The sequence below is a fragment of the Acinetobacter sp. NRRL B-65365 genome (assembly GCF_001605865.1).
Lineage (GTDB): Bacteria > Pseudomonadota > Gammaproteobacteria > Pseudomonadales > Moraxellaceae > Acinetobacter > Acinetobacter vivianii.
Map to the genome: position 1 here is coordinate 1 of NZ_LRPD01000002.1, position 24,896 is coordinate 24,896.

A 24,896-nucleotide genomic window follows, 5' to 3' on the forward strand; every position below is an offset into this window, starting at 1 on the left:
CGATTATAGCAGCGCAAGATGGTTAACCTTTCATTGCGCTGCTTATGCTCCTCAACCTAAAACCTTGCGAAGCTTTAAACGCTTCTCAGGTCGAACCGAAGGTTAATCCATAAATTAATCTTTTGATTGAAAGACTCTGAAATAGCATAATTTCTCTGGATTAATCTCCATTAACAAATCAGTTTACAGAAACACTAATAATGCTATAGAACTGATTGCTCGGCTTTTGTTTCACATCTACCGTTTCACTCACTTCAATCAAATACTCAGCAGCTTTTGGAAATAACAGCTCAGCACTGCCATCCGCCGCCGTTTTTAAACTAATTCCTTGCTTATCGGTGGCACCTTTAGCACGAATCACCACCTCGGCATTTGCTAAGGCTTTATTGCCTTTCGATACTTTAATTTTTACTGCCTGATTGGCCTTTAACTCATTTGGATGCGTTAAAAACTCAACCTGAATCGGTGCTGTACTTGCTTGAACGGGAGTATGTTTTTCTTTACTCACATAAGTCAATAACGTCCATTCGCGCGTGATTTCTACTGGGCTAATTTTTTTAGCTTTTAGATCCGCAGGAATCACAAAATCACGCTCAGCTTTTGCAGGTGCTTTATCCGCTGGCATATCAAAGAACATTTTCCATTCTTTTTGATCTTGCACGTATTTCAATGGATAAGATGCTTTGGTCTGGATCAGATAAGTGCCCGCTTCTGGCAATTTCAAATCAAATACCGTGGCTGAACCAAGTTTGGAATCAGCTTGAATTGTGGTCTTGGTATTGTTCGGCGCAGTAATTTCAAATTTTGCATCTTTCAACGCATATTCACTGTTTAAGGCTTCTTCTGCATAACCAGAAATAATCGCCACTTGTGTTTGTTCAGTTGTATAGGCAATTGGGGCAACATACGGTTCATGTGCAGCGCTATAACCCGAAACAAGTAGCAATGAACTGATTAATAATTTTTTCACTTTTCCACCCTGAAAGTTGTCATCTAAATATGTATGTTTTGCATTATAACGCATAAATGAAAATAATTATCATTACATAATATCTTTTTTGACCTGAACTTATGCAGAGAATGAGATAAAAATTATGTGCAGTTTCACTTTTCTGAAAGCGACTCGAATATAATACGGCGGTACTTTTAGACTCGAGATATTATGTCCTCGCCAAGCTCTCCCTTGCACACATCTCCCTCACACAACTATTCCCTATTTCTGGTTATTTTTTCATTGGCTGTCGGTAGTTTCTGTATTGGAACAACTGAATTCGTCGCTATGGGTCTGATTCAGGAAATCGCCACGGACTTAAATGTCAGTGTTCCTCATGCAGGTTATTTCATCAGTGCTTATGCGCTTGGGGTCATGGTCGGTGCGCCGATTATTGCCATCCTCGGCGCAAAAGTTCCGCGTAAGACGTTATTGCTATGCCTGATGCTTTTTTATGGCTTAGCCAATGCAGCGACAGCTTTTGCCACAACGCCAGAAACCATGCTGGTATCCCGTTTTATTGCGGGTTTTCCGCACGGCGCTTATTTTGGTGTAGCGGCGCTGGTTGCAGCTGAACTAGCAGGCAAACAACGCCGTGCTACTGCGATTGCCCAAGTCATGATGGGCTTAACCATTGCCAATGTGATTGGTGTACCCATTGCCACATGGCTCGGTCAGCAATTTGGCTGGAAAGCAGGTTTTGAATTTTCTGCGGTGATTGCGTTTATTACCCTGATTGGTGTTGGCTTATTTGTTCCGAATATTCCTCTGCAAAAGAGTGCAAGTATCAAGGCTGAATTGGCAGGTCTAAAAAATATCAATATGTGGCTGACACTTGCGGTTGGCGCAATCGGTTTTGGTGGCATGTTCTCGGTGTATAGCTATGTTTCACCGATTCTGACGGAATATACTCATGCTAATATCAGTGTCGTGCCGGTTGCTTTAGCCATTTGGGGCACAGGCATGGTCATTGGTGGTCTGGTTGCAGGTTGGCTGGCCGATAAAAATCTGTTTAAAACCATTATCGGAATTCTGATCAGCTCTGCGCTCGCCTTTGTCGCGGCCAGCTTTATGATGTCCAATCTTTATACCGCGATTGCAGCTTTATTCCTGATTGGTTTTACCGTGATTGGTTTAGGTGGCGCATTACAGACACATCTCATGGATATTGCTGGCGATGCACAAACTCTGGCAGCGTCTCTCAATCATTCAGCATTTAACTTGGCTAATGCTCTGGGTGCATTCTTAGGTGGATGGGTACTCAGCCATAATATGGGCTGGTTAGCACCAATCTGGGTTGGTTTTGTCTTAAGTTTGGGTGGTTTGGCTATTTTATTAATTGCGCTGGCTTATGCCAAATATTCACAAAAAAATGAAACTGCTGCGTCTTAACAGCAGTTTCATTTACTCATTTTCATGCATTAAATTTGCAATCTGTCGATCATGCCACTTTGATAACAATAATAAGGCCATGATCGACCCAATTAGGGCAAAAAACATATCTGATTGCGTATCCCACTCATCTCCCTGAGTTCCGAGGAATTCTTCAGCCCCTTGCCCCAATAACAATGCTGCGGCCCATTCAATCAATTCATAAGCCGCACTGATTGCCAACACAATACAAATCACAATAAAGCTCAGCATTTTGCCTTTAACTAAAATATAGTTTCGAATCAGGATCTCACGAGCCACTATTGCGGGCACAAAACCCTGCATAAAATGCCCAATCTTGTCGTAAGGATTACGATCCAAACCAAACCATTGTGCGATTTCAAAACCGAAAGGCACACGCGCATAGCTATACGCCCCACCTACGATCAGCACAATGGCATGACAGAAAATAAGTACGTACAACAAATGGGTAAGTGGAAAAGTTTTATAGGTGGCAAACAATAACGGTATTACAATCAGCACAGGTGTGACTTCAAGCCACCAAGTGGTACGATCAAAAGGCTGGATCCCTGAAATGACCAATAGAATGGCTAGAATCACAGTACCCAAGCTTAATAAAGAAATACGCATCATTTTATAAAAGTATTGATCTCATTATTTATATCATCATATAAAAAACCCGCGAAAAATCCTGCGGGTTTTTGTTATAAAATCGGCAAATTAGATTTTATTTCACGGCATCCGCAACTTCTTTAAGCATGGCTTTCATGCCGCCCAAGCCATTATTCATCAAATACCAGTTACTCGAATCCAGATAGACAATATTGCCGTTTTTCGCAGCTTTGGACTCATTAATAATCTTGTTATTCAATACGCGCTTTGCACCTTCCTGATTTTCAGTAATTGCTGCACCACGATCAATCACAAATAGATAATCTGGATTTTTCTGGGCAATAAACTCATGCGATACCGCCATACCATGTAATCCCACCTTGATTGAAGGATCGGCTGGTGTAAATCCATACAGGTCATGAATATTACCAAAGCGCGAACCTGGGCCATAGGCAGCAATCTTGCTGTTATTCACCAGAATCACCAAAGCCGTTTTACCTTTAGTCTTGTCTTTTAATGTAGCAATATCTTTTTCCAAGCTTTGTAATTGCTGCTCAGCCTCTGGCTTTTTTCCAACCATTTCAGCAATATTCAAGGTTTGCTGCTTAAAAGAATTGAACTGATCGTTGTAATCCACATCGACAAAGTAAGTTGGCGCGATTTGCTTGATTTGACCCACCAGATTTTCCATGCGGCCACTCATCAAGATCAGTTCAGGCTGACTGGCTGCAATTTTTTCCAGATTCGGTTCTTTCACTGTCCCTACATCCAGATATTTACCTTCACTGAAATTTTTCAAGACTTTCGGTAACGGCGTTCCTTTTGGCAAGGCAACCACTTTATCGTCCGCGCCCAAAGCATGAATGGTATTTAAAGCACTGGTATCCAGTACCGCAATACGCGATAAATTCGCTGGAATAGTAATCTGCCCTGCCTTGCTGTTAAAGCTTAAGGTTTCATGTGTAGCAGCAGTATTACTGTCCTGATTTGCCGAAGGTGTGTTGGAATTACCACATGCAGCCAATGCCACACTCAGCATCATGACTGGCAATGTTTTTTTGAAACGCATAACGAACTCCTAACTAATAAAATACAAACCTAATTTATGTTGCTGAACCTGCTGGATCGGAATATGGAAATCGAAAATATCTTGCAGAATATGTTCATCCATCAACTGTTGTGGATGCCCTTGATACACCAATTTACCTTCTTTCATGGCAATGATGTGATCGGCATAGACGGAAGCAAAGTTAATGTCATGAATCACCACAATGATCGATTTGCCATGATTCTCGGCCAAATCTTTTAAAACCCGCATAATCTGTGAAGAATGCTTCATATCCAGATTGTTTAAGGGTTCATCGAGCAAGATATATTCGGTGTCCTGAGCCAGAATCATGGCGATATAAGCGCGTTGTCGCTGCCCACCCGACAATTCACTGATTTGTCGGTGTCTTAAGGCTTCCAGATCCATATAGGCAATTGAGCGATCAATCACCTCACGGTCTTCCTGTGTAAGGCGGCCTTGTGAATAGGGAAAACGACCGAAAGCAACCAGATCCTCAATACTGAGGCGCAGCTCCGTATGGTTAGACTGTTTTAAAATCGCCAGTTTTTTGGCAATGTCGGCACTTTTCATCTGTTGCAAATCTTGCCCATCCAGCAAAACTTGCCCCTGATCTGCCTCAATTAAGCGGCTCATCATCGAAAGTACTGTACTTTTACCTGCGCCGTTTGGGCCAATAAACGCCGTAAACTGTCCTTTGGCAATCGTCAGCGAAAGCGCATTTACCACACGCTGCTGTTGATAGCTTTTACTTAAATTCTTAAGCTCTATTGCCATTTTTTATTTTCCTTCAATAAAATCCAGAAGAAATAAATTCCACCGACAAAATTAATAATCACACTAAGCGTTGTTTTGAAATTCAGTACATGCAGAACCATGAATTGCCCAAGCATCAGGCAAAGAATGCTGACCAGAATAATGCCAAGCAATAAGATATGATGTTGATGGGTTTTGAACAGTTCCAGAGTAATGTTGAGAACCAATAAACCGAGGAACATCATTGGGCCTGCTAACGCTGTTGCAGAAGCCAGTGCCAATACCACGAGGATCAACAGCAAGCGGCTGGTCTTGTCATAATCCAGCCCTAAATTCAGCGCATGATCCCGTCCCAGCGCCATGACATCGAGCTTGTGATAATGCATCAGACTGTAAAATAAAATCGGCACAATGGTCAGCAAGGACAGCCCCACGGTTTCCATTTTCACGACATTAAAACTGGCAAAACCAGCATAAGCTGCAATCTGAAATTCATCGGGATCCAGCAAAACCTGAAAGAACGTGGTCATGTTGTCGAATAAAGTCGAACAAATCAGACCAACGAGCAGGAGGAAATAGATATTTTGCTGTGCAACTTTCTGGAAAATAAACCGATACAGCAGCAAGGCAAAGCTCACCATTAACAGCAAACTGATCAGATAATCGGTGACAAAGTTCAGTGACAATAACGTACTGGCACCAAAGAAATAGATAATCGCAGTCTTGGAAAGTTCGTATAACTTATCTAATCCTAAAGCCTGTGGTGTCACCACCCGATTATTCACAATAGTATGGAAAACCAAAGTCGAAACACCGACCGCCACACCCGCCACGATAATGGCAGCAACCGTTTTTAAGCGTAGATTCAAGGCATATTGCCATGCCACACCTAAATTCCAGCCGAGGTACAGTACAATCGTTGCAAGCACCAATACCGCCAAAACAATCAGCTTGGTTTTATGAGGCATAACGATATCTCCTGAGTAGCAACCACAGGAAAATCACGCTTCCCACCACCCCCATAATCAGGCTCACAGAGACTTCATAAGGGAAAATTACCACCCTGCCAAATACATCACAAAGCAGAACCAGCAAAGCACCCAACAATGCAGTATGTGAAAGCGTTCTACGGATATTGTCGCCCAGATACAGACTCACCAGATTCGGTACAATCAATCCAAGAAATGGAATCGCACCGACAGTGACAATCACCACACCCGTAATGACCGAAACCAATAACAGACCAATAAAAAGGGTCTGCTTATAATTCAGTCCAAGATTCATCGCAAAATCCTGCCCTAACCCAGCCAAAACAAAACGATTGGCAAAGATATAAATCAGAATCAGAACGGGCGCGCTGAGATAGATCAGCTCATATTGACCATTTAAAATGGTGGAAAAGTCCCCTTGCAACCAACCTGCCAAGTTCTGTAATAAATCCAGTTGCAGCGCAATAAAGGTGGTAAATGCAGAAATAATACTGCCAAAAATCATCCCCACCAGTGGAACAAAAACCGTATCACGATGCTTTAAAGTCGCCAGAATACTCATAAAGGCCATCGCACCAATGAGCGTTACGACAATCGCAAAACCAGTTTTAATAAAGATCGAAGCACTTGGCAGTAAAATAATCGAAACCAGTACGCCTAAACGTGCACAGTCATATAAACCTGCGGTGGTTGGAGAGACAAATCGGTTACGACTTAGCGACTGCATAATCAAACCACAGACACTCAGACCTGCACCCGCCACAATAATCGCCATCAAACGTGGTAAACGACTGGTCCAGAACAACTGCCAGTCTTGAGGATTGCCGGCCCACAGACCAGCAAGGCTCATCTCTCCCACACCGACAAATAAGGAAATAAATGCCAGCGGAAGCAATAATAGAATCAGGTAACGCCGCTTAATCATGTTGGGAGAACTTCATAGGATGCGTAAACTTAAAATAAGCTTAAAAAATACAAAATAGATAATAAGAAACTATCACAAACGAGAAAGATTATTGTTAACTTTTTTAAATGGATTTTAATCTCTGTTAAGCACAACTTAATATTTAAAGAATTTTATTTTTGGGTATAAAAAGCGCTAAGTACTAACACACCTCAGTTATAGCGCTCCAAAATTGTTCAGATTTGAAAATGATTAGGAACTTGAGCTTAACCCTGCTCTACATTTTTATAATAAATCTTTGAATTATTCAGATAATTTCTCACCGCAATGTGGACAGAAGCGATAATGCTTTTTTTCCTGCTCTTGATCTTCAAGTAATTTTTCTCGAACCAGCTGAATGATAATTTCATGGGTTTGCTCCTTGGGCAAACCGACTTTCTTGCGAATCCGTTCAATTTCCACTTGGTCATGTAATAGATCCAGTCCTTTCGCTTGTAGAACTTCACGAAACTCCTGTTCAAGACGCTGATTTCGCATATTCAATTCATTGGCTAGACCTGAGGCCAAAATACCTGCTGGTAAAGCAGCAATCCCCACCCCGAGAATGGTAATAAATGCCCCTAATATCCGCCCCAAATTAGTTACAGGTGTCACATCTCCATAGCCCACTGTGGTCAGCGTTACTACCGCCCACCACATCGCTTGAGGGATTGAACTAAAGGCGTCAGGCTGCGCTTTATTCTCAACCACATAGATTGCAGAAGCTGTCATCACGATCATAATCACCAAGATAAAAATAACAGCTTGGAACGAACCTTTTTCTCGCTGAATCACCCGCAAAAGAATTTGTAGTGACACAAAATAGCGTGTCAGCTTCAATAAACGGAACAGTCGTAATACCCGCAAGAAACGTAGATCGAGATGTACGAAGAAGTTTAGATAAGCAGGTAAAATTGCCATTAAATCAATAATTGCACCACCACTTCTCATCCAGCGGAGACGCTGTTTCCAAGCGCTCTCTTGAGGGTTTTTTTCAACAACACTCCATAGCCGTAATAGATATTCGCCACTAAAAATTATGATCGATAGATTTTCAAAAAAATCAAAATAGACACGATATAGCTTATAAAACTCATTCACCGACTCAAGCAATACCGCTGCAACATTGCCAATGATCAATGCGATTAAGAGATAATTCACACAGGTACTGACGCTACTTTTATAGTCATCGTTATGTAGGTTGTTATAAACAAATCGTCTTAATTGTTGCCATGAAAATTGAGTCATACCGTATTTATTGTTCGATCAAGCAGTTTAAAAATGTAGCACGTTGACTGTGTTTTTAATAAGAAATTTTGGTGTGAACCTCGCTTTTACTGCATAAAACAAAATCATTTGCCAATTCATTGACCTATCTCACGCGGTTTCAACAAAACTCTCTTTGAATTTTGTGGCCTCATTCACCGATAATAAAAGCTTAGTGGTTATTTCTTTAACGATTCATTCATAAAGAACTATAAATTTTATTAAACCCGTGACAACAAGGGGAATTTACATGGGATTTAAAGCTCTCCCTACGCTTATCTCTTTATTTATTGCATTGATCATCTGGTTCGTGATTCCTGTACCTGCTGGAGTCGACCCTGATGCATGGCATTTATTGGCAATGTTTGTCGGTGTCATTGCCGCGATTATTGGTAAAGCTATGCCGATTGGTGCAATTGCCATTATTGCCATTACCTTAGTCGCCGTGACAGGTGTCACCAATGACACACCAAGTGGCGCCATTCAAGACGCGCTGAGCAGCTTTGCCAATCCGCTGATCTGGCTGATTGGTATTTCGATCATGATCTCCAAAGGTTTGCAAAAAACTGGATTGGGCGCACGCTTAGGCTATTTATTTATCGCAGTGTGGGGCAAGAAAACCATTGGTATCGGTTATAGCATGGTGCTTTCCGAGCTGATTCTTGCACCTGTGACCCCAAGTAATACGGCTCGTGGTGGCGGGATTATTCACCCGATTGTCCGCGCCATTTCCACGAGCTATGACTCTGACCCAGCCAAAGGTACCGAAGGTCGTATGGGGAAATATTTAGCGTTGGTGAACTATCAAGCTAACCCGATTACCTCTGCCATGTTTATTACCGCGACCGCTCCTAACCCATTGGTGGTTGATCTAGTGGCGAAGGCGACCAATAGCCAGATTTCATTGAGTTGGAGTACTTGGGCACTGGCGATGTTATTACCGGGTTTGATCGCCTTGATCATCATGCCACTGATTATGTACTGGATGTACCCGCCTGAAGTCAAAGAAACCCCGAATGCAGCTCAGTTTGCCAAAACTAAGTTGCAAGAAATGGGGCCTGTCAGTAAAAATGAAATCATCATGCTTGGGGTATTTGGGATTTTACTGCTGTTATGGGCAGGCATCCCTGCCATGATCTTTGGTTCAGCTTGGGCGGTTGATCCAACCACAACAGCCTTTATTGGTTTAGGATTACTACTCATTACTGGCGTACTGACTTGGGAAGATATCCTGACACAAAAAAGTGCGTGGGATACCATTACTTGGTTCGCAGCTTTGGTGATGATGGCGACTTATTTAAATAAACTCGGTTTAATCACATGGTTCTCAGGTGTGCTTGAAACTGGGATTGGTCATTTGGGTCTCAGCTGGATGCCTGCCTGTTTATTATTGATGCTTGCCTATCTGTATGCACATTATATGTTTGCCAGTACTACGGCACATATCACTGCCATGTTCGCGGCCTTTTATACGGCTGGACTTGCACTTGGTGCCCCACCGATGTTATTTGCCTTAATGATGGCAGCGGCTTCTAGCATCATGATGACCTTGACTCATTATGCAACGGGTACATCGCCTGTTGTGTTTGGCTCAGGCTACACCACACTCGGTGAATGGTGGAAAGCTGGCTTTGTCATGAGCGTGGTTAATATCATCATCTTTGTGGTGATCGGCGGACTTTGGTGGAAAGTGTTGGGTTATTGGTGATTTAAAATTGAGGAACATTCTGCGCGAATAGGAATGTTCCTCTAACCTTAAACACCAAAATGTAAGACATACAAAGTATTATTAGAATCAATAACCTTCCGCATAAGCTCTGCTAATATCTCAAATTGTTGTATCACTTTACTTTTGTAAAGCATGATTTTTTCATAACCAGCAGTTTCTTTCAAAATACGATCAACCTTTTCATTAGGGTCAATCATATCGTCATCAGCATACATAAAAGTATAAGCGCCTGTTAACTTTAAGATATTTGGCGCTAACTTTAAAATATTAACTAGACTAGAAAATAAAATGAGTGCCTCAGTAGCCCCCTCTATATCGATAATAGTCATCGCATGATAATCGAGCCCATGCATTCTTATTTTCAATAAAGGACTGTAGGTTGGTAGCCACTTTAAGTAATCCATAAAATACAGGATTAAATCGTCATCAATTGAAACATCATAAGAAATCTTACCTGCAAGCTCACAGCAATCCTCGTAAGAAAATTCATTTTTATTCAATAAAACAAAGTCATGTATAAGTGCCATAAATAGAATCTTAGTTTAAATGGTAGTTTTCTCTATCAATCAAAGCTTTCCACTCTTCATGACTATAAAGTTTAAGATTATTCACTTGAGTACCAACTAATAAAAAGCGATCGTCCCATGTCAATACTTCTCTACTGTCTTCTAACTCTTTGTTTGAAAAATTGGGAAATAAAATCGTATTAAAATGCATTATTCCAACTTCAAGTAAGTGTTTAATCTCTCTAGGATTCTCAGGAATAGAGTGAAATACGGGTATATTTTCTATTAATTTACGAGCAATTTCATGAGGTTCAGAATCTAAATCATCCAAATACCATTTTTGGTCATCACATCTCCATAAATAAGCAGTAAAACCATTTTGCTCAATCATTAAGGTTTCTGTAATTGCATTTGGTTCCTGATACCAAACAGAAAATGCTAAGGTTTTTGTCGGAATAATTGAAAATTTTGGCGGTTTTAAATAAGGATAATCCTTTAACATTAGAGAAACTAAATCTTTAATTGCTGTTTCTAGATCCTCAACTTTCTGTTTTTTATTGATAATGTTAACTAGTGCAGAAATATTATCGCATATCTTCAAAATACTTTTCATTTTATAAAAAATAAGGGCCGATTACTCAGCCCTTATTCTAGCTTTTTGCTCAAACAAATCATAGATTTGCTCTTGCGCTAGGGAAAAGCCTTTCGGCTTTTCTTGATCCTAGCTCATTAAGTCAATTGAGCAGCTTGAATTTTCTTGGTATCAACTTGATCAGCTTCTTTTGTATATTCACTCATCTTGTCGAAGTTCAAGTATTTGTAGATATCAGCAGAAGCGCTGTCGATTTGCGACGCGTACTGTTGATATTCTTCTGGGCTTGGTAATTTACCAAGAACCGCAGCGACAGATGCAAGCTCAGCAGAAGCCAAGTAAACGTTTGCACCTTGACCTAAACGGTTCGGGAAGTTACGTGTAGAAGTCGATACACATGTTGTGTTCGGTGCTACACGTGCTTGGTTACCCATACACAATGAACAGCCTGGCATCTCAGTACGCGCACCCGCACGACCGTAGATGTTGTACATGCCTTCTTCCATCAATTGATGCTCGTCCATACGCGTTGGTGGAGCCAACCATAAACGAGTAGACAATGAACCACCAGGTACTTTGTCAAGTAACTGACCAGCTGCACGGAAGTGACCGATGTTCGTCATACAAGAACCGATGAATACTTCATCAATCTTGTCGCCTTGAACGTCAGAAAGAAGTTTTGCGTCATCTGGATCGTTCGGGCAGCAAAGAATTGGTTCTTTGATGTCAGCAAGATCGATTTCGTAAACTTTTAAGTATTCTGCATCAGCATCAGCTTTTAACAAGCTTGGGTTGTCTAACCACTTCTGCATGTTTTCAGCACGGCGCGCCATAGTACGAGCATCGCCATAACCTTCTGCGATCATCCACTTCAACATGGTGATGTTAGAACGTAAGTATTCAGCAACTTTTTCTTCAGAAAGTGTGATTGAACAGCCAGCAGCAGAACGTTCAGCAGATGCATCAGAAAGTTCGAATGCTTGCTCAACAGTCAAGTCATTTTCCATTTCTGACAAATCGATCTCAAGGATACGACCAGAGAAGATGTTTTTCTTACCTTTCTTCTCTACAGTTAAGTCACCCGCTTGAATTGCGTAGTAAGGAATTGCATGTACAAGGTCACGTAAAGTGATACCAGGTTGCATTTTACCTTTGAACTTAACAAGTACAGATTCAGGCATATCAAGTGGCATAACACCAGTTGCAGCTGCGAACGCAACAAGACCAGAACCCGCTGGGAATGAGATACCAATTGGGAAACGTGTATGTGAGTCACCACCAGTACCAACTGTATCTGGAAGTAACATACGGTTTAACCAAGAGTGGATAATACCGTCACCTGGACGTAAAGATACACCACCACGGTTCATAATGAAGTCAGGTAATGTATGGTGAGTTGTTACGTCAACTGGTTTTGGATACGCAGCAGTGTGACAGAAAGACTGCATGACCAAGTCAGCTGAGAAGCCTAAGCACGCCAAGTCTTTTAACTCGTCACGAGTCATTGGACCAGTGGTATCTTGAGAACCCACAGTTGTCATCTTAGGTTCACAGTAAGTTCCCGGACGGATACCTTGACCTTCTGCTAAACCACATGCACGACCAACCATCTTCTGAGCTTGTGTAAAGCCTTTGCCAGTGTCAGCAGGTTGTACAGGTGTACGGAACAATGTAGAAGGTGCAAGACCTAATTCTTCACGTGCTTTCGCAGTTAAACCACGACCAATGATCAGGTTAATACGACCACCCGCACGTACTTCGTCTAAAAGTACAGGCGTTTTAAGGTCAGCTTCTGAAATTTGAGCGCCGTCTTTAAATGCAGTTACTTTTGCAGCAGCGTGGTCAATTTTCAATACAACTTCGTCGCCCATGTTCATGTTAGCAACGTCGATTTCTACAGGTAATGCACCTGCATCTTCCATTGTATTGAAGAAAATTGGCGCGATTTTAGAACCTAAGCACACACCACCATCTTTTTTGTTTGGAATGTGTGGAAGTTCGTCACCGAAGAACCAAAGAACCGAGTTAGTTGCAGACTTACGAGAAGAACCTGTACCAACAACGTCACCTACGTAAGCAACTTGGTTGCCTTTCGCGATGAGTTCTTTAATTTGGCTTAATGGACCAACTTCACCTGGTTTTTCAGGGTTGATACCATCACGTTCGTTTTTCAACATTGCATTTGCATGTAATGGAATGTCTGGACGGCTCCAAGCGTCTTGTGCAGGAGACAAGTCATCAGTGTTGGTTTCACCTGTTACTTTGAACACAGTGATTTTGATTTCTTCTGGAACGTCTGGACGGCTTGTGAACCATTCAGCATCAGCCCAAGATTGTAAAACAGCTTTAGCTGCAGCATTACCTGCTTTTGCTTTATCTGCTACGTCATGGAATGCATCAAATACAAGAAGTGTTTTCTTTAATGCTTCAGCAGCTAGCTCAGCAAGTTCAGCATTATCAAGAAGCTCAACAAGCGGTGCTACGTTATAACCACCAAGCATAGTACCAAGTAAGTATACTGCGCGTTCTTTGGTTACGAGTGGAGAGGTTGCTTCGCCTTTTGCAACGGCAGCTAAGAAAGCAGCTTTTACATATGCAGCTTGGTCAACACCTGCTGGAACACGGTTTTCTAGCAAATCGACAAGATATGCTTCTTCACCTGCTGGTGGATTTTTTAATAAGGCTACAAGTTCAGCAGTTTGAGCATCATCAAGCGGCTTCGGTGGGACTCCGAGTGCGGCACGTTCTTCAACGTGTTGGCGGTAAGCTTCTAGCACAGTGTTATTCCTCTTTTTTAAAAAATTACTTGTAAGTTCCAGCTTTGTACAAGCTTTACAAGCAATGTGGACAGCAAAATTTTACTAGACTTCGCGTCAAATGTTAATGCAACTACCGTATTTCTACGTGATGTCCATTATTTTATAGCGAAATGATCCCCTCTTTTAAATACCGCTTTGGTCTAAGGTTAAAGTCTAATAAAACAATAAATTACATCTATAAAAAAAGACAAACGATGTTGTCTTTTTTATGAACACATTAAAAAAGTTTATAGTTCGGTAGCTTGTCATGTGGTGTAGCCAAGCATTCTTCCATAAATTTTTTCTTTAAATTTTCACGTAATGCTTCTGGATCTTTTTTCAGTTCATCGACTGGAATTGCATAAACCGTATCCAGAATATTAAAGATAAACTTACGTGTCATCTCATCTTCAATTTTACCCGCATGTTCCGTTGCCTGCTTTTGGTCAATTCCATTTTGACGATCTAAAGTGATTGAGCGCGCAGCATTCCCTACACTGACACAGTAACCATGCCATTGTTCTTCGGGAGTTAACGGCTTTTTCTCAGCACAACCAGCCAAAACTAAACCTATTGCAATCAACAAAACTTTTTTCATCTTCATACTGCGGCTAATTTGATGCCCACCATCATACTCAAACTTGTTTGTTTTGCAAAAAGGAAGCGGCTAAAACCTTGCTTTCCGTAATAAAAACATACAAATCATTTATTACAATGCATCTGATTGGCGATCTTTTGACACTTCCCACCTTTTGCAGAAAGATAAGTTGTTCCTGCGACTAGATGATAAGACTGTCCTTTCATGTCCCAGCATCGCACACCGTTACAACTTTTGATTGAAAAAAGCATCTCCGATGATGCTTTAAGAGTGTTATTGCCTTCAGTCGTAGCAGCTATAGGCTTAGTTTGAATAGATGCTGTTGTCTTGGAGTTGACCGCAATATTCTGACTCGATGCTGGAATGGAAGGATTTGTCGTCGTAGGGTTTATGGTCTTTTTTGCAGGATCTAATTGAGGCTCATGTCTTTGAACGGGTTGTGGTGTCGCTGAATAGGTCGTCACACCTTTTGCATCCACCCACTTATAGTATTCTTTTGCATGAACCTGAAAGCCAAAACTGAATACGCCTAAGCTCAGCATTGCCAAAAGCTGACTTAAAGTGACAGATTTCATTCAACCTCTCCCAAAATTTTCACAAATATTAATATTTTTCAACACCTTATTATTATTTTACAACGATCTAATTACAAAATAAACTGAAATAAAAAAACCTGCTTTACTTCCGTAAAACAGGTTTTGATTGGTATTGCTAGAAACGCCAGTTGTAGAAAATATCGATGGCTCGTTCTAAAGACTGACTTGCCTCCAGATATAAACGGCGGTTCATTTGATAACGCAAGGTTAACTTGTTTACTGGTGTAAATACCCCAATACCGTAACGAATGAACAGGTCTGGCGTAATATAGCCTGTCAGACTCACCTGCGTATCGTCACCAGTCCCTTGTGCATCGAGTGCTAAACCACTTAGACCAAAGGTTCGGCCAATTTGATTGGTCAAGGCACGTGTACCACCTAAGCCCATACTGATTCCTGCGGCAGCAATGGTGTTATTGACATCGGACTTAAAGCCTTCGGTATTACTTAAACCACTGTTACCTTCATTAATACGCCCCGTCAGTAAGGCATTCAGTGCTTCCTGTTCAGATAAGCCAGCATCGTTATAAACCTGAATATTCGGCACGGTTGCTGTACCTGTTACCCGTACACCAACCATACTGCCCTGAACCGGTTTATTGGCATCAATATCCAATGTTGGGTTCGCCAATGGACCATTGAAACGCGCAATCGCACGGTTCAGGTCAAGACTTTGACCATAGGCTTCAATCTTCACTTTCTGGCTCACACCAATTGCACCATTGGCACGCATTGCTGTTTCCAGACCACGTTGAGATAAATGCAAACGTCCGACCAGTGGAATAGTACTTTCGAAGCCCTGGAAGATGACCTGATTACCCAGTGTCACGGTCATATCGGCACGAATATCCCACGGTTTAGCTGCTTTTAAAGTCGCAAGTAAATCTTGGCCTTGCTGTACAACGCGTACATCTGGTGACAGATTCACAACTGTAGCAGAGCTTTCTGGCATTGAAATACGTGCACGAGGAACATCAATCTTACCTTTTAAGCTTAGGCGCTGATTAAATGGATAAACGTCCAGCGTCAGGTCAGGTTCTACAATTGCCGTAATCATTGGCGCCTGACGAATCAGTAGGTTATCGCCTTTTAATGTCAGATTTAAATGTGGATCATTCTTCCAGTCAAAGTTCCCTTTTAAGCGCCCTACACCTTGTCCGCTGTTGAATGCCCCATCAATCGTGGCATAGTCTTGGCGAATAGATGAATAAAGCTGGATATTGCTTAAATTGACTGGCAGCGAAATCATACTGATTGCGCCATTTTTTAAACGCATTTCACCGGTAATCTGTGGCTGCGTTAAGGTCCCATTTACTTTTCCAGCCAATGACAATGTGCCAGCCATTGAACGTACATCTTTGATAAATGGCTTGAAGACTTTTAACTGCACATCATCAAAGGCTACTTCGCCGCGCATTGGCATATTATTCTGGAATGGATCAATAATCACATTGGCATAGCCCGTCCCGATATCAGGGGTCTTCATATCCACACGGAATAACATTCCCTCACTGATACTTTTAGCAATCAGGCTCAATTCATCGTAGGTCACAGTTGTAGCTGGATCTTGCGGATCATCTGCTGCCAGACCAATTTCACCTTTACGTGTCACTAAACGGGCATCCAGTTTTGGATGACTGCCATTCGCCCAAGAGGCTTTAGCATAACCATTGAGCTGACCTGTCACCGCCAGACCTTCTGGCATAAATGCAGTAAAGTCTTTTAAGTCCAGATTCTTGGTAATCAGTGAGAAGTTACCTTTTGCCTTACTGATGCGTGCAGGCTGATCCAGACATAACTGACTATTTGCACTCTGCCAGCAATGCTGTCCAACATAGAGTTCCTGTTTCGCAGCGGTATAGATAATCGGTGCATTCTGGTTTTGCACTAGGCTGATATTACGTGAAGTAAAGTTACCTTTCTGCACCAGTCCAAACCAGTCATTATTTGAATTAAAGCCACCTGCCAGTTGCACATAGAAATTAGACTGACGGTTTTTACTCTCCACTTTCAAGACATGTGCTTTACGTGTTCCTGCCAGATTGACAGTGGCATTCTGGATCTCGCGATTACCATTCCGCAGCTGAGTCAACGTCGCCGTTAATTGTGTTGGTGTAGTCTCAGATGTCGGTAGTTCACCTTGTACGCGTAATGACTTGATACTGACCAGATCATTAAATCCAAAGTCATCGACCGCCATGTTTGCTGTTGCTCTTAAACGTGGTTGTGACTGAACGTTTAAGCTGCCATACGCGCGCCCACGTAAACCAGGATATAACTCGTACAACGCAGGTGCATTCAGTTTGATTCTTAAACTTTGTGCATTGCCTGAGGCTTGCAACTGGTTCTGTGCATAGGCAAGGAACAGGTCATTAGCCTCAAATTGCTGCGGTAAAAAACCTTCCTGATTTGAATCAAGCAATAAGCTGAGATTACCACGGCCACGAATCGGTTTATTGTTCAAGAAGCCTGCTGCATTGAGCTGACGAATATCAATCCGTTTCAGTTTATCTGACCAGACACCTTGTGTTTTAACATGCCCCGACACTTCACCTTTAACACTGGAAACAAAATATTGTGGTTTAAAACGTACCAGCGAAGCATCAATATCCCAACCGAGCTTATCTTTAAGATTCACGGCACCCGTCGCAAAGACCTTACCCGCAACGCCATCATGCTTCAGTTCATTAATCTTAATATAATCAGGTGTTCCTGCGACATTGATTTTTAATAGACCATCACCTTGATTCAAAGCATTTAAAGAGCCGTTATAGTCCACAGCAAAACTCTTGAATCCGCCACCCGCTTTTTCGTCATGGAAAATTAAAGCTGCTGTACTTTTTCCTTTTAAGGCAATGGTTTCCTTTTGATTGGCTTGAGCAAGCTGGCCTTTCAGATCAATTTGTTCAAGCTGAATCACTTGCTGATTTGGCTTGGCAAAACCACTTGCTTTAATATCACCATTTAACAAATTAACAGGTGCAGCCTCAGCAACAGTTTGCGGATTAAAATCTTGAGCTTTAAGCTGAGCTTGCCATGACAGTTGCTGCTTTTCAGTTGGCAATTTAACTTTTGCCAGACCAGACAAACTGCCTTTTTCAGCTTGGTAACGGAAATTTTCGACATTTAACAGATTGTCTTTTAAATCGAGTCGCGCTTCATATTTACCTGTTGGTAATAAAGCCTGTTCATGCGGACGCACAGTGGTTGCAACATAAATATCCTGTTGTCCCTCTTTGAGTGCCACATTGGTATGACCTTCCTCACTACTCAACCAGCCAATATAAGGCATGGCGCGATCAATGCCTTTCCATGAAATATCCAGCAGCATAGGCTGAGCTTTATTATTTTTTTCTTCAGCCTGATCAAGTTTAAGTGCCCAAGTCTCATATTTATCAAAGGCCACTTGAGCCGTTAGCGCCAAACCTTTTTCCAATGAGCCAGAAGAACTAATATTTGCATCAAGTTTTGGTGGTAAAAAGTCTTGTGCGATCTGCGGTACTGTGGTGTTTTCAGGATCCAGATGATCAAGACGACCTTTAACATCCCAAGAGACATGCTCATGCCAGTTGACAATACCATTCAGGCTGACAGCACCTTTCATTAACTGACCATTAAAATCACGGATATTTAACTGATGGGTTAAATCTGTATCCATCAGTGCGGTATATTTCCCTTCAGGAATTTGCTCACCTTTTAAATCCGTATCGAGATTTAAGGCCAGCTTTTGTATATCACCGTTAAATCTGACCACGCCATCTTTAGCAAAGAGTTTCTGGTCTTTTAGTAAAGGCAAATGATAATTTTTTAAAAATAACTCGCCTTGCATGGGCACATGTTCACGCACAGGATGAAGCGTTGCCCGACCTGTGAGCAAATCAGGTGTGGTTGTTGCAACGCCTACTCTCAAAGTGTCTAAAGAACCACGCGCTGCAACCTTAATCGTTTCAATATCCAGACTTTTTAACGACGGAATAATTAAATCAGCATTCGCATTTAAAGGATATTTACCACTAAAATCCATCTGACCTGAAGCATTCTGGACGGCTAAATAGCCCATATCCATACGCGAATCTTCAAATTCCAGCTTGGTCTCAGACCACAATGCATCTTTTAAATAAACATCATTAAAATCAACTTTTGAGGTTGCGGTCTGGATTTCCAGATGATCCAGACTGGCTTCATTGATACGCAAGACAAATGGCAGCTTGATCGGATCAAATCCAAACGGTTCATCTGATGGTGGTTTTTTATTAATAATTTTCAGATTACGAACATCAGCATGACTCAAATGTACTTCTTTACTTAGAATCGCTCTCCAACCTAAAGAGACATCTGCCCGATCTAAAGAAACATCAACAGCCTGTAACTGCACCAGAATATTTTTCAGGATAATGCCCGATAGCAGATTACCGCCTTCATATTCGTATTTAATAATTTTCTGGCTTTGCAGCACGCGATCTAATAGAAAACGGCTACCTTTATCCGTAGACATCATTACAACTAAAGAGCTGACCAATAATAAAAGAATGATCAGCACGATCAGCACAATATTTCGAACAATGTGCCGATTTTTTCTTGGTCCAGCTGGAGGTGTCAGTTGCTGTTCTACTTCCGTCATAATCAACCTGAAATTGTTTTCCCTTTATAGAAGGGTTATAAAAAAGTTTTAAAGTTGTGGACCAATAAAGAAATGCAATCGGATCGGATTATTCTCATTCGAAATACCAGAGGCAATATCGAGACGAATCGGTCCAATTGGTGATCTCCAGCGAATACCGACACCCACACTATATTCTGTTGGATTGCTAAACTGTTTGTCGTAAGCATTACCAAAATCCGAGAATACGGCCGCACGCCAGCCATCTTTAAATTGGTAATTATATTCTAATGAACCAACCCCTAAAGCTTGTCCACCCAACTTATAGCCATTTTCTTCTGGAGATAAGCTCTTATAGTCAAAACCACGTAAAGACTGATCACCACCAGTAAAGAAACGTAAGTTATAAGGCACGTTATTAAAATCATCGGTAAAAATATAGCTTGCATCGCCACGACCAACAAACTGGTGATTGTCATTTTCACCCAGTGAATAAATAAAGCGCCAGCCTGCACTCACAATCGCCATATTGGCATCGGACAATAATGATTCTGTACCCAGTTCAACTTTATAGGTTTGTTTAAACCCTTTGGTTGGATTCAAACGAGTATTGCTATTGGTTTTAGAAGCTTCATAGCTCAAGAGCAAAGATTCTTGCTCAGGTTGCGAAACTTTAAAGGCATCTGGGATTTCATCAATATCCACAATTCCTTTTTCAGTTAAACGGTCTAAACGATAACGCAAACCAAAAGTATGTTGCCAGTCGCCGAGTGGATTTTTGATGACACGTTCACCACCCACGACCGCAGACTCGATCAGCAAGTTGACATCTGGACCAATATCATCACGCGTTTCACGCTCATAACCACCCACAAGGTTGAAATAGTCATTTAAAGGATGCTTATAAGGAATGCTGTAACGACCATCAATCGACTGACGGATTTCAGAAACCTCAACGTTGGCATCAAAAGAATGACCATATTTATTGACAATGGCACGGCGATATTGGGTACGAATACGCGCCCCAGTATCGGTCCCATAACCAATACCCGTCTCTAGACTATTTAAACGGTCCGCATTCAGAGTCACGACCACAGGAATTTTCTGATCGATACGTGCTTGCTCTTCTTGTTTTTGGCGCGTTTCGTCATCTTCATCATGCGTTGGCATCGGCATTGAACGGGCTAAAGAATAGGTCTGTGCTTGTTCACCCCCTGAGAATTGCGACTCATCTACAACATCCTGAGTAACTTCTTCCGCCGAGGTAATTTTTGCTCGTGCAAGATCAGCCTTTTGCTGACTATTTAACAACTGTGACTGTTGAATACGTTGCTGATCGACCAAAGCTTGCAAATCTGGTGGTAACTCAAGTGGCGGCTGAATGGCATCTGGCTTGATCGTATCCACCAGCGTATAGTTAAAATAACGGGTATTGGTTAAGTTATTGGCCAGAGCATTGACACGCCAAAACGCATAGTCATCATCTTCATTCCAGGGCGCCAGACTATCCAGCACTTTCTGGGTTAATGGTAATGGCTTGCTCGGATCACTCATCCGATATTCAACTTTCTTCAGTTTGTAACGATCACCTGTTTCATATTTCAGGTTAATGTCTGCGGTTTTCTCAGGCTGACTGATCTTCACATCATGCAAGCGCCAGAACGCATCAAAATAACCGTTATCTGTCGCAACAGTCGTGATCTTGTTTTTTGTCTCTTCATATTTTCCATGGTTAAAGATATCGCCTTCATCCTGCTCTGGAATCAAACGAATCACTTGGAATTGAGGAATATTTGCACCCGCACCCGTAAATTCAATATTTTGTTCTTTAATTTTGACGGGTTCATTCGGCACCACAATAACCTTAACTTTACTCTCGCTTTCTTTCACAAAAGTATAAGTGGCGTTGTAATAACCCACTGCTTGGGCTGCCTGATTAGTCAAAGCACGTAATTGCGGCAAGGCAACATTAAACTCTTCAAAAGATTCCTGAGTAAAACTGGATAACTTGGCCTTGATATTTGCAGCCAAAATGGGCGGAGCACCCGTAACATCTGCCGTAATACGAGGTACTTTATCTGTATTCAGCAGATTCTCTGGACGCAAGCGATGCCAGATTCTTTTAAAGAAACCTTCTTTTTCAGCAGTCTGCTCTGTTTGCGTCTGAAATTCAGGTAAGGTTCGTCCCGTCTCATTGGCTTCTACCACAATCTTGCTGTCAGTCTGTATATCTCGCATCAACTGATCAATATTGACAGGCGCACTTTTAATTTCAGTCAGTTCAGATTGAGAAACATCGCTTACCGAGACTTCAGGGGTTTTAGCAGTATTTTCGCGATAGTTCTTTGCTTCATTTTTTGCGTCTTCCGCGACGCGAAAGATTTCATTTGCCATCGATTGATCCACAGGAATCACGGGCAAATTCTCTAAATTATCATCCAACTGAATCGGTTTTAACTCGTCAATCTGATTTGCAGACTGTTCTTGCTGCTTTAAAGCCGTCAAACTGTCCTGCACAGACAACGAATTTTCTTGATCATTTAAAAGCGCTTGTTGCTGCTTCATCAAAGCAGTTGCCGCATTGGCCTGTTGTTCGGCCTGATCTGCTGTCTGATTTTCAGTCGGGTTTAAAATTTGATCTTGCGCATAAGCAATTGATATACAATAAGTAATTAAAAAACCGCTACAAATAAGTTTAGGAAAACCCTGCATTTTAAAAATTAAATGCATAGAATGAACCAGTGTTGACTGTTTAAACTTCGATTTAGATGGCATGTAGAACTCTAAACTTATTTTTTAATTTATCATTTTTGATGGCTGAAACAACTTCAAATCTTTGATTTTTCATCCAATCAGACAGGGATATCATACATGCATTTCATCACATTTTTACAGTTCGTCACATTTTTTTATAAATCACAATGAAGTGAACACACGATGAAACAAGATGAGCGCTTAATGACATCACGTCGGTTTGCCCCGATGTTTTTCACGCAATTTTTTGGAGCACTGAATGATAATGTTTATAAACAAGCGCTTCTGTTAGTCATCACTTATGGTTGGATTCAACAACAAAGTGCGCCCGTCAGTACTTTAAATAATTTAGCGGCGTTACTGTTTATTCTTCCTTACTTCTTCTTTTCAGCAACAGCTGGGCAAATTGCAGATAAGTACGAACGCTCACAGCTTATTCGCTTCATTAAAATATTAGAAATTGGCATCATGTTGATTGGCACAGCAGGTTTTTTGCTGGGCAATCTTTGGCTGCTGTTATTTGCCCTATTTTTAATGGGAACGCATTCCACCTGTTTCGGGCCGATCAAATATGCCATTCTGCCTGAAATTTTAAAGCCACAAGAACTGATGTCCGGTAATGCCTTATTCCAGTCAGGTACATCGATTGCGATTTTACTGGGGATGATCCTCGGTGGCGCAGTAATTGCTTCTTCTGAAGGCAATCTGCTCTGGATCAGTGTAACTGTGGTGGCTATTGCTTGCTTAGGCTATTTGTGTAGTCGTTTTATCCTGCCACAAAAAGTCGCTGCACCCGATCTTAAAATTGACTGGAATTTTTTTCGTACCAGTTTTCAAACTATTAAATATGCCAAAAGCATCCCGATTGTTTTTGTGATTCTGTTAGGCAATTCTTGGTACTGGTTTTATGGTGCAACCTACCTGACCCAGATTCCACAACTCACACAGCAAAACTTACATGCTTCTGAAAATGTAGTGAGTCTGCTTCTGACCTTTTTCTCGGTTGGTATTGGCGTTGGTTCTTTACTTTGCAGAAAAATCGGCGGCACTGAAATCAATATTAAAATGGTGCCCTACGGTGCGATTGGCTTAACTGTTTTTGCACTTTATCTTGCAGCAAGTCTGGCGTTTGTACCAGAACGTACTGGCGACCTGCTCACGTTAAAAGATATGTTTACGCAAGGTACAGTCTATTATCACGTTATGCTTGCCGTTACTTTACTCGGAATCAGCGGCGGTTTTTATATCGTGCCTCTTTATGCCATGATGCAGGCCTACTCACCACGCTCGCACCGTGCGCGTATTGTTGCAGCAAACAATATCTTAAATGCTGTATTTATGGTCTCTTCGGCAGTTTTTTCAATTTTAATCTTAAGCATTTTAAAAATTGATATTAAAATCTTATTCACCATTACTGCTGTTTTAAGTGCAATTTTCTCATTCTGGTTATTAAAACGACTCAAACCATTATTGGAAAATGCGCCCAATACTTTAGAGGATTAATATATGCGTCAATACACAGGTCTCGATAAACTTATTAATTCTTTTGATCAGGCTTTACGTAGTCTGGTACCTGGAGCAACCAGTGCTCAACGCTCAAATCCAGCCAGTGATGAACCTTCACAACTCTGTGTGAGTGATGCACGCCATGTTGCAGGTTTGATGCGCGTTAACCACAGTGGTGAAGTATGTGCTCAAGCGCTTTATCATGGACAGGCATTGACGGCAAAGCTGCCACACGTTCGTGAAGAAATGCAGCATGCTGCGATCGAAGAACAAGATCATTTAGCTTGGTGTGAAGATCGTTTAAAAGAACTGGATAGCCACACCAGTGTCTTAAACCCGATCTGGTATGGATTGTCTTATGGCATGGGTGCGATTGCAGGCATTGCAGGCGACAAATACAGCTTAGGTTTTGTCGCTGAAACTGAACGTCAGGTGAGCCAGCATTTACAAGAACATCTCCAGCAATTGCCAGCGCATGATGATCGTTCACGTAAAATTCTTGAACAGATGAATGAAGATGAATTGCATCATCGTGATACTGCATTGAATGCAGGTGGAGTTGATTTACCCGTGCCTGTACGCATTACCATGACCGCAATTTCAAAATTAATGACAAAAACCAGTTATTATTTATAAACTCGTCTAGGGAATTATGACTTCATAATTCCCTTTTTTCTGCTCAATTCTTCATAAAACTCTTATAAAAGATCAGCGAAATACAATTTTCCCTTTATCTGTCGAATAACGGTCAGACCAGAAACTTTGTGGTTGCTTTTCAAGATCAGTAAAAATCGTATAGTTAATTTTGCCTTGTCTAAACTCAAACTGACCATTTTTTTGAGTTGCTGCTACTCTGGTATCATTCACCCAGACACGTTGTTGTTGGTCAATTCGAATGGTTGCCAAGGCTGTTCCATCTGATCTTTCAGCAATCCATTGAGGCTGATTGACACCATTCTCAGGCGCCGCAACTGCATCTGGCGCTGTAGATCCAGCCTTCATATTTTCTTCTGCTGTTTTATGAATATCACAACCTTGCGCTTCACTCAGTTGCGTACAGCCTGAACGTTCGAGCTGTTCTCTATATTTGGCATCAATGGCATAAGCAGAGTTCATGACAACACATGCCATCAGTCCGACAGTAATAAATTTGATTTGCATGATGCATCCCTTGCGATTGATCAGTTAAATATTTAAACATT

Annotated in this window: 19 protein-coding genes; 4 read left to right on the forward strand and 15 right to left on the reverse strand. The window is 41.5% G+C overall.

Features of this window, described 5'->3' with window-relative positions; translation table 11 throughout:
• Window positions 1–178: 178 nt before the first annotated feature.
• Window positions 179–970, reverse strand: coding sequence for a DUF4198 domain-containing protein (locus AWW72_RS01315; protein WP_062846236.1), 792 nt, complete (start codon window positions 968–970; stop codon window positions 179–181).
• A 192-nt stretch (window positions 971–1,162) separates the two neighbouring features.
• Here AWW72_RS01315 and AWW72_RS01320 point away from each other — a divergent pair, with 192 nt between their 5' ends.
• On the forward strand, window positions 1,163–2,383 hold the full coding sequence (locus AWW72_RS01320; protein WP_062846193.1) for an MFS transporter: 1,221 nt from the start codon (window positions 1,163–1,165) through the stop codon (window positions 2,381–2,383).
• A gap of 12 nt (window positions 2,384–2,395) precedes the next feature.
• Here AWW72_RS01320 and AWW72_RS01325 read toward each other — a convergent pair whose 3' ends face one another.
• The 6 genes from AWW72_RS01325 to AWW72_RS01350 form a co-directional block, all read right to left on the reverse strand.
• Entirely contained in the window at window positions 2,396–3,013 is a 618-nt protein-coding gene (locus AWW72_RS01325; protein WP_062846237.1) for a DUF2238 domain-containing protein, read from the reverse strand.
• A 97-nt stretch (window positions 3,014–3,110) separates the two neighbouring features.
• Entirely contained in the window at window positions 3,111–4,064 is a 954-nt protein-coding gene (locus AWW72_RS01330) for a siderophore ABC transporter substrate-binding protein (RefSeq protein WP_062846194.1), read from the reverse strand.
• Between the two features lie 9 nt (window positions 4,065–4,073).
• Window positions 4,074–4,838 (reverse strand): iron ABC transporter ATP-binding protein, encoded by a 765-nt coding sequence (locus tag AWW72_RS01335; RefSeq protein WP_062846195.1) that lies wholly within the window; start codon window positions 4,836–4,838, stop codon window positions 4,074–4,076.
• Window positions 4,829–5,785 (reverse strand): iron chelate uptake ABC transporter family permease subunit, encoded by a 957-nt coding sequence (locus tag AWW72_RS01340; protein WP_062846196.1) that lies wholly within the window; start codon window positions 5,783–5,785, stop codon window positions 4,829–4,831. The genes AWW72_RS01335 and AWW72_RS01340 overlap by 10 nt, the downstream gene beginning before the upstream one ends.
• Window positions 5,775–6,731 (reverse strand): ABC transporter permease, encoded by a 957-nt coding sequence (locus AWW72_RS01345; protein WP_062846197.1) that lies wholly within the window; start codon window positions 6,729–6,731, stop codon window positions 5,775–5,777. The genes AWW72_RS01340 and AWW72_RS01345 overlap by 11 nt, the downstream gene beginning before the upstream one ends.
• A 282-nt stretch (window positions 6,732–7,013) precedes the next feature.
• Entirely contained in the window at window positions 7,014–7,997 is a 984-nt protein-coding gene (locus AWW72_RS01350) for an ion transporter (protein WP_062846198.1), read from the reverse strand.
• Window positions 7,998–8,265: 268 nt separating this feature from the next.
• Here AWW72_RS01350 and AWW72_RS01355 point away from each other — a divergent pair, with 268 nt between their 5' ends.
• Window positions 8,266–9,723, forward strand: a complete 1,458-nt coding sequence (locus tag AWW72_RS01355; protein WP_062846199.1) for a DASS family sodium-coupled anion symporter — start codon at window positions 8,266–8,268, stop codon at window positions 9,721–9,723.
• 47 nt (window positions 9,724–9,770) lie between these two features.
• Here AWW72_RS01355 and AWW72_RS01360 read toward each other — a convergent pair whose 3' ends face one another.
• The 7 genes from AWW72_RS01360 to AWW72_RS01390 form a co-directional block, all read right to left on the reverse strand.
• Complete coding sequence (locus tag AWW72_RS01360; RefSeq protein WP_047428061.1) at window positions 9,771–10,271, reverse strand: hypothetical protein; 501 nt, start codon at window positions 10,269–10,271, stop codon at window positions 9,771–9,773.
• Window positions 10,272–10,281: 10 nt separating this feature from the next.
• On the reverse strand, window positions 10,282–10,863 hold the full coding sequence (locus AWW72_RS01365) for a hypothetical protein (RefSeq protein WP_047428062.1): 582 nt from the start codon (window positions 10,861–10,863) through the stop codon (window positions 10,282–10,284).
• Between the two features lie 116 nt (window positions 10,864–10,979).
• On the reverse strand, window positions 10,980–13,619 hold the full coding sequence (locus tag AWW72_RS01370; RefSeq protein WP_004772603.1) for a bifunctional aconitate hydratase 2/2-methylisocitrate dehydratase: 2,640 nt from the start codon (window positions 13,617–13,619) through the stop codon (window positions 10,980–10,982).
• Window positions 13,620–13,878: 259 nt separating this feature from the next.
• Window positions 13,879–14,238 carry a hypothetical protein gene (locus AWW72_RS01375; RefSeq protein ID WP_004772604.1) on the reverse strand — a complete coding sequence of 120 codons (360 nt, stop codon included), beginning with the start codon at window positions 14,236–14,238 and terminating at the stop codon, window positions 13,879–13,881.
• A gap of 104 nt (window positions 14,239–14,342) precedes the next feature.
• Window positions 14,343–14,813, reverse strand: a complete 471-nt coding sequence (locus tag AWW72_RS01380) for a DUF4124 domain-containing protein (protein ID WP_062846200.1) — start codon at window positions 14,811–14,813, stop codon at window positions 14,343–14,345.
• A 136-nt stretch (window positions 14,814–14,949) separates the two neighbouring features.
• Window positions 14,950–19,455 carry a translocation/assembly module TamB domain-containing protein gene (locus AWW72_RS01385; RefSeq protein ID WP_062846201.1) on the reverse strand — a complete coding sequence of 1,502 codons (4,506 nt, stop codon included), beginning with the start codon at window positions 19,453–19,455 and terminating at the stop codon, window positions 14,950–14,952.
• A gap of 48 nt (window positions 19,456–19,503) precedes the next feature.
• Window positions 19,504–22,209: an autotransporter assembly complex protein TamA gene (locus AWW72_RS01390; protein ID WP_062846202.1), complete on the reverse strand. Its 2,706-nt coding sequence runs from the start codon at window positions 22,207–22,209 to the stop codon at window positions 19,504–19,506.
• A 162-nt stretch (window positions 22,210–22,371) separates the two neighbouring features.
• Between AWW72_RS01390 and AWW72_RS01395 the strand changes: the two genes are divergently transcribed.
• Together AWW72_RS01395 and coq7 are read left to right on the forward strand one after the other, a co-directional pair.
• Window positions 22,372–23,691: an MFS transporter gene (locus AWW72_RS01395; RefSeq protein WP_062846203.1), complete on the forward strand. Its 1,320-nt coding sequence runs from the start codon at window positions 22,372–22,374 to the stop codon at window positions 23,689–23,691.
• Between the two features lie 3 nt (window positions 23,692–23,694).
• Window positions 23,695–24,330 carry a 2-polyprenyl-3-methyl-6-methoxy-1,4-benzoquinone monooxygenase gene (gene coq7, locus AWW72_RS01400; protein ID WP_005258021.1) on the forward strand — a complete coding sequence of 212 codons (636 nt, stop codon included), beginning with the start codon at window positions 23,695–23,697 and terminating at the stop codon, window positions 24,328–24,330.
• A 72-nt stretch (window positions 24,331–24,402) separates the two neighbouring features.
• Here coq7 and AWW72_RS01405 read toward each other — a convergent pair whose 3' ends face one another.
• A complete protein-coding gene (locus AWW72_RS01405) occupies window positions 24,403–24,855 on the reverse strand; it encodes a hypothetical protein (protein WP_062846204.1) in 453 nt (150 codons plus the stop codon).
• Window positions 24,856–24,896 lie beyond the last annotated feature (41 nt).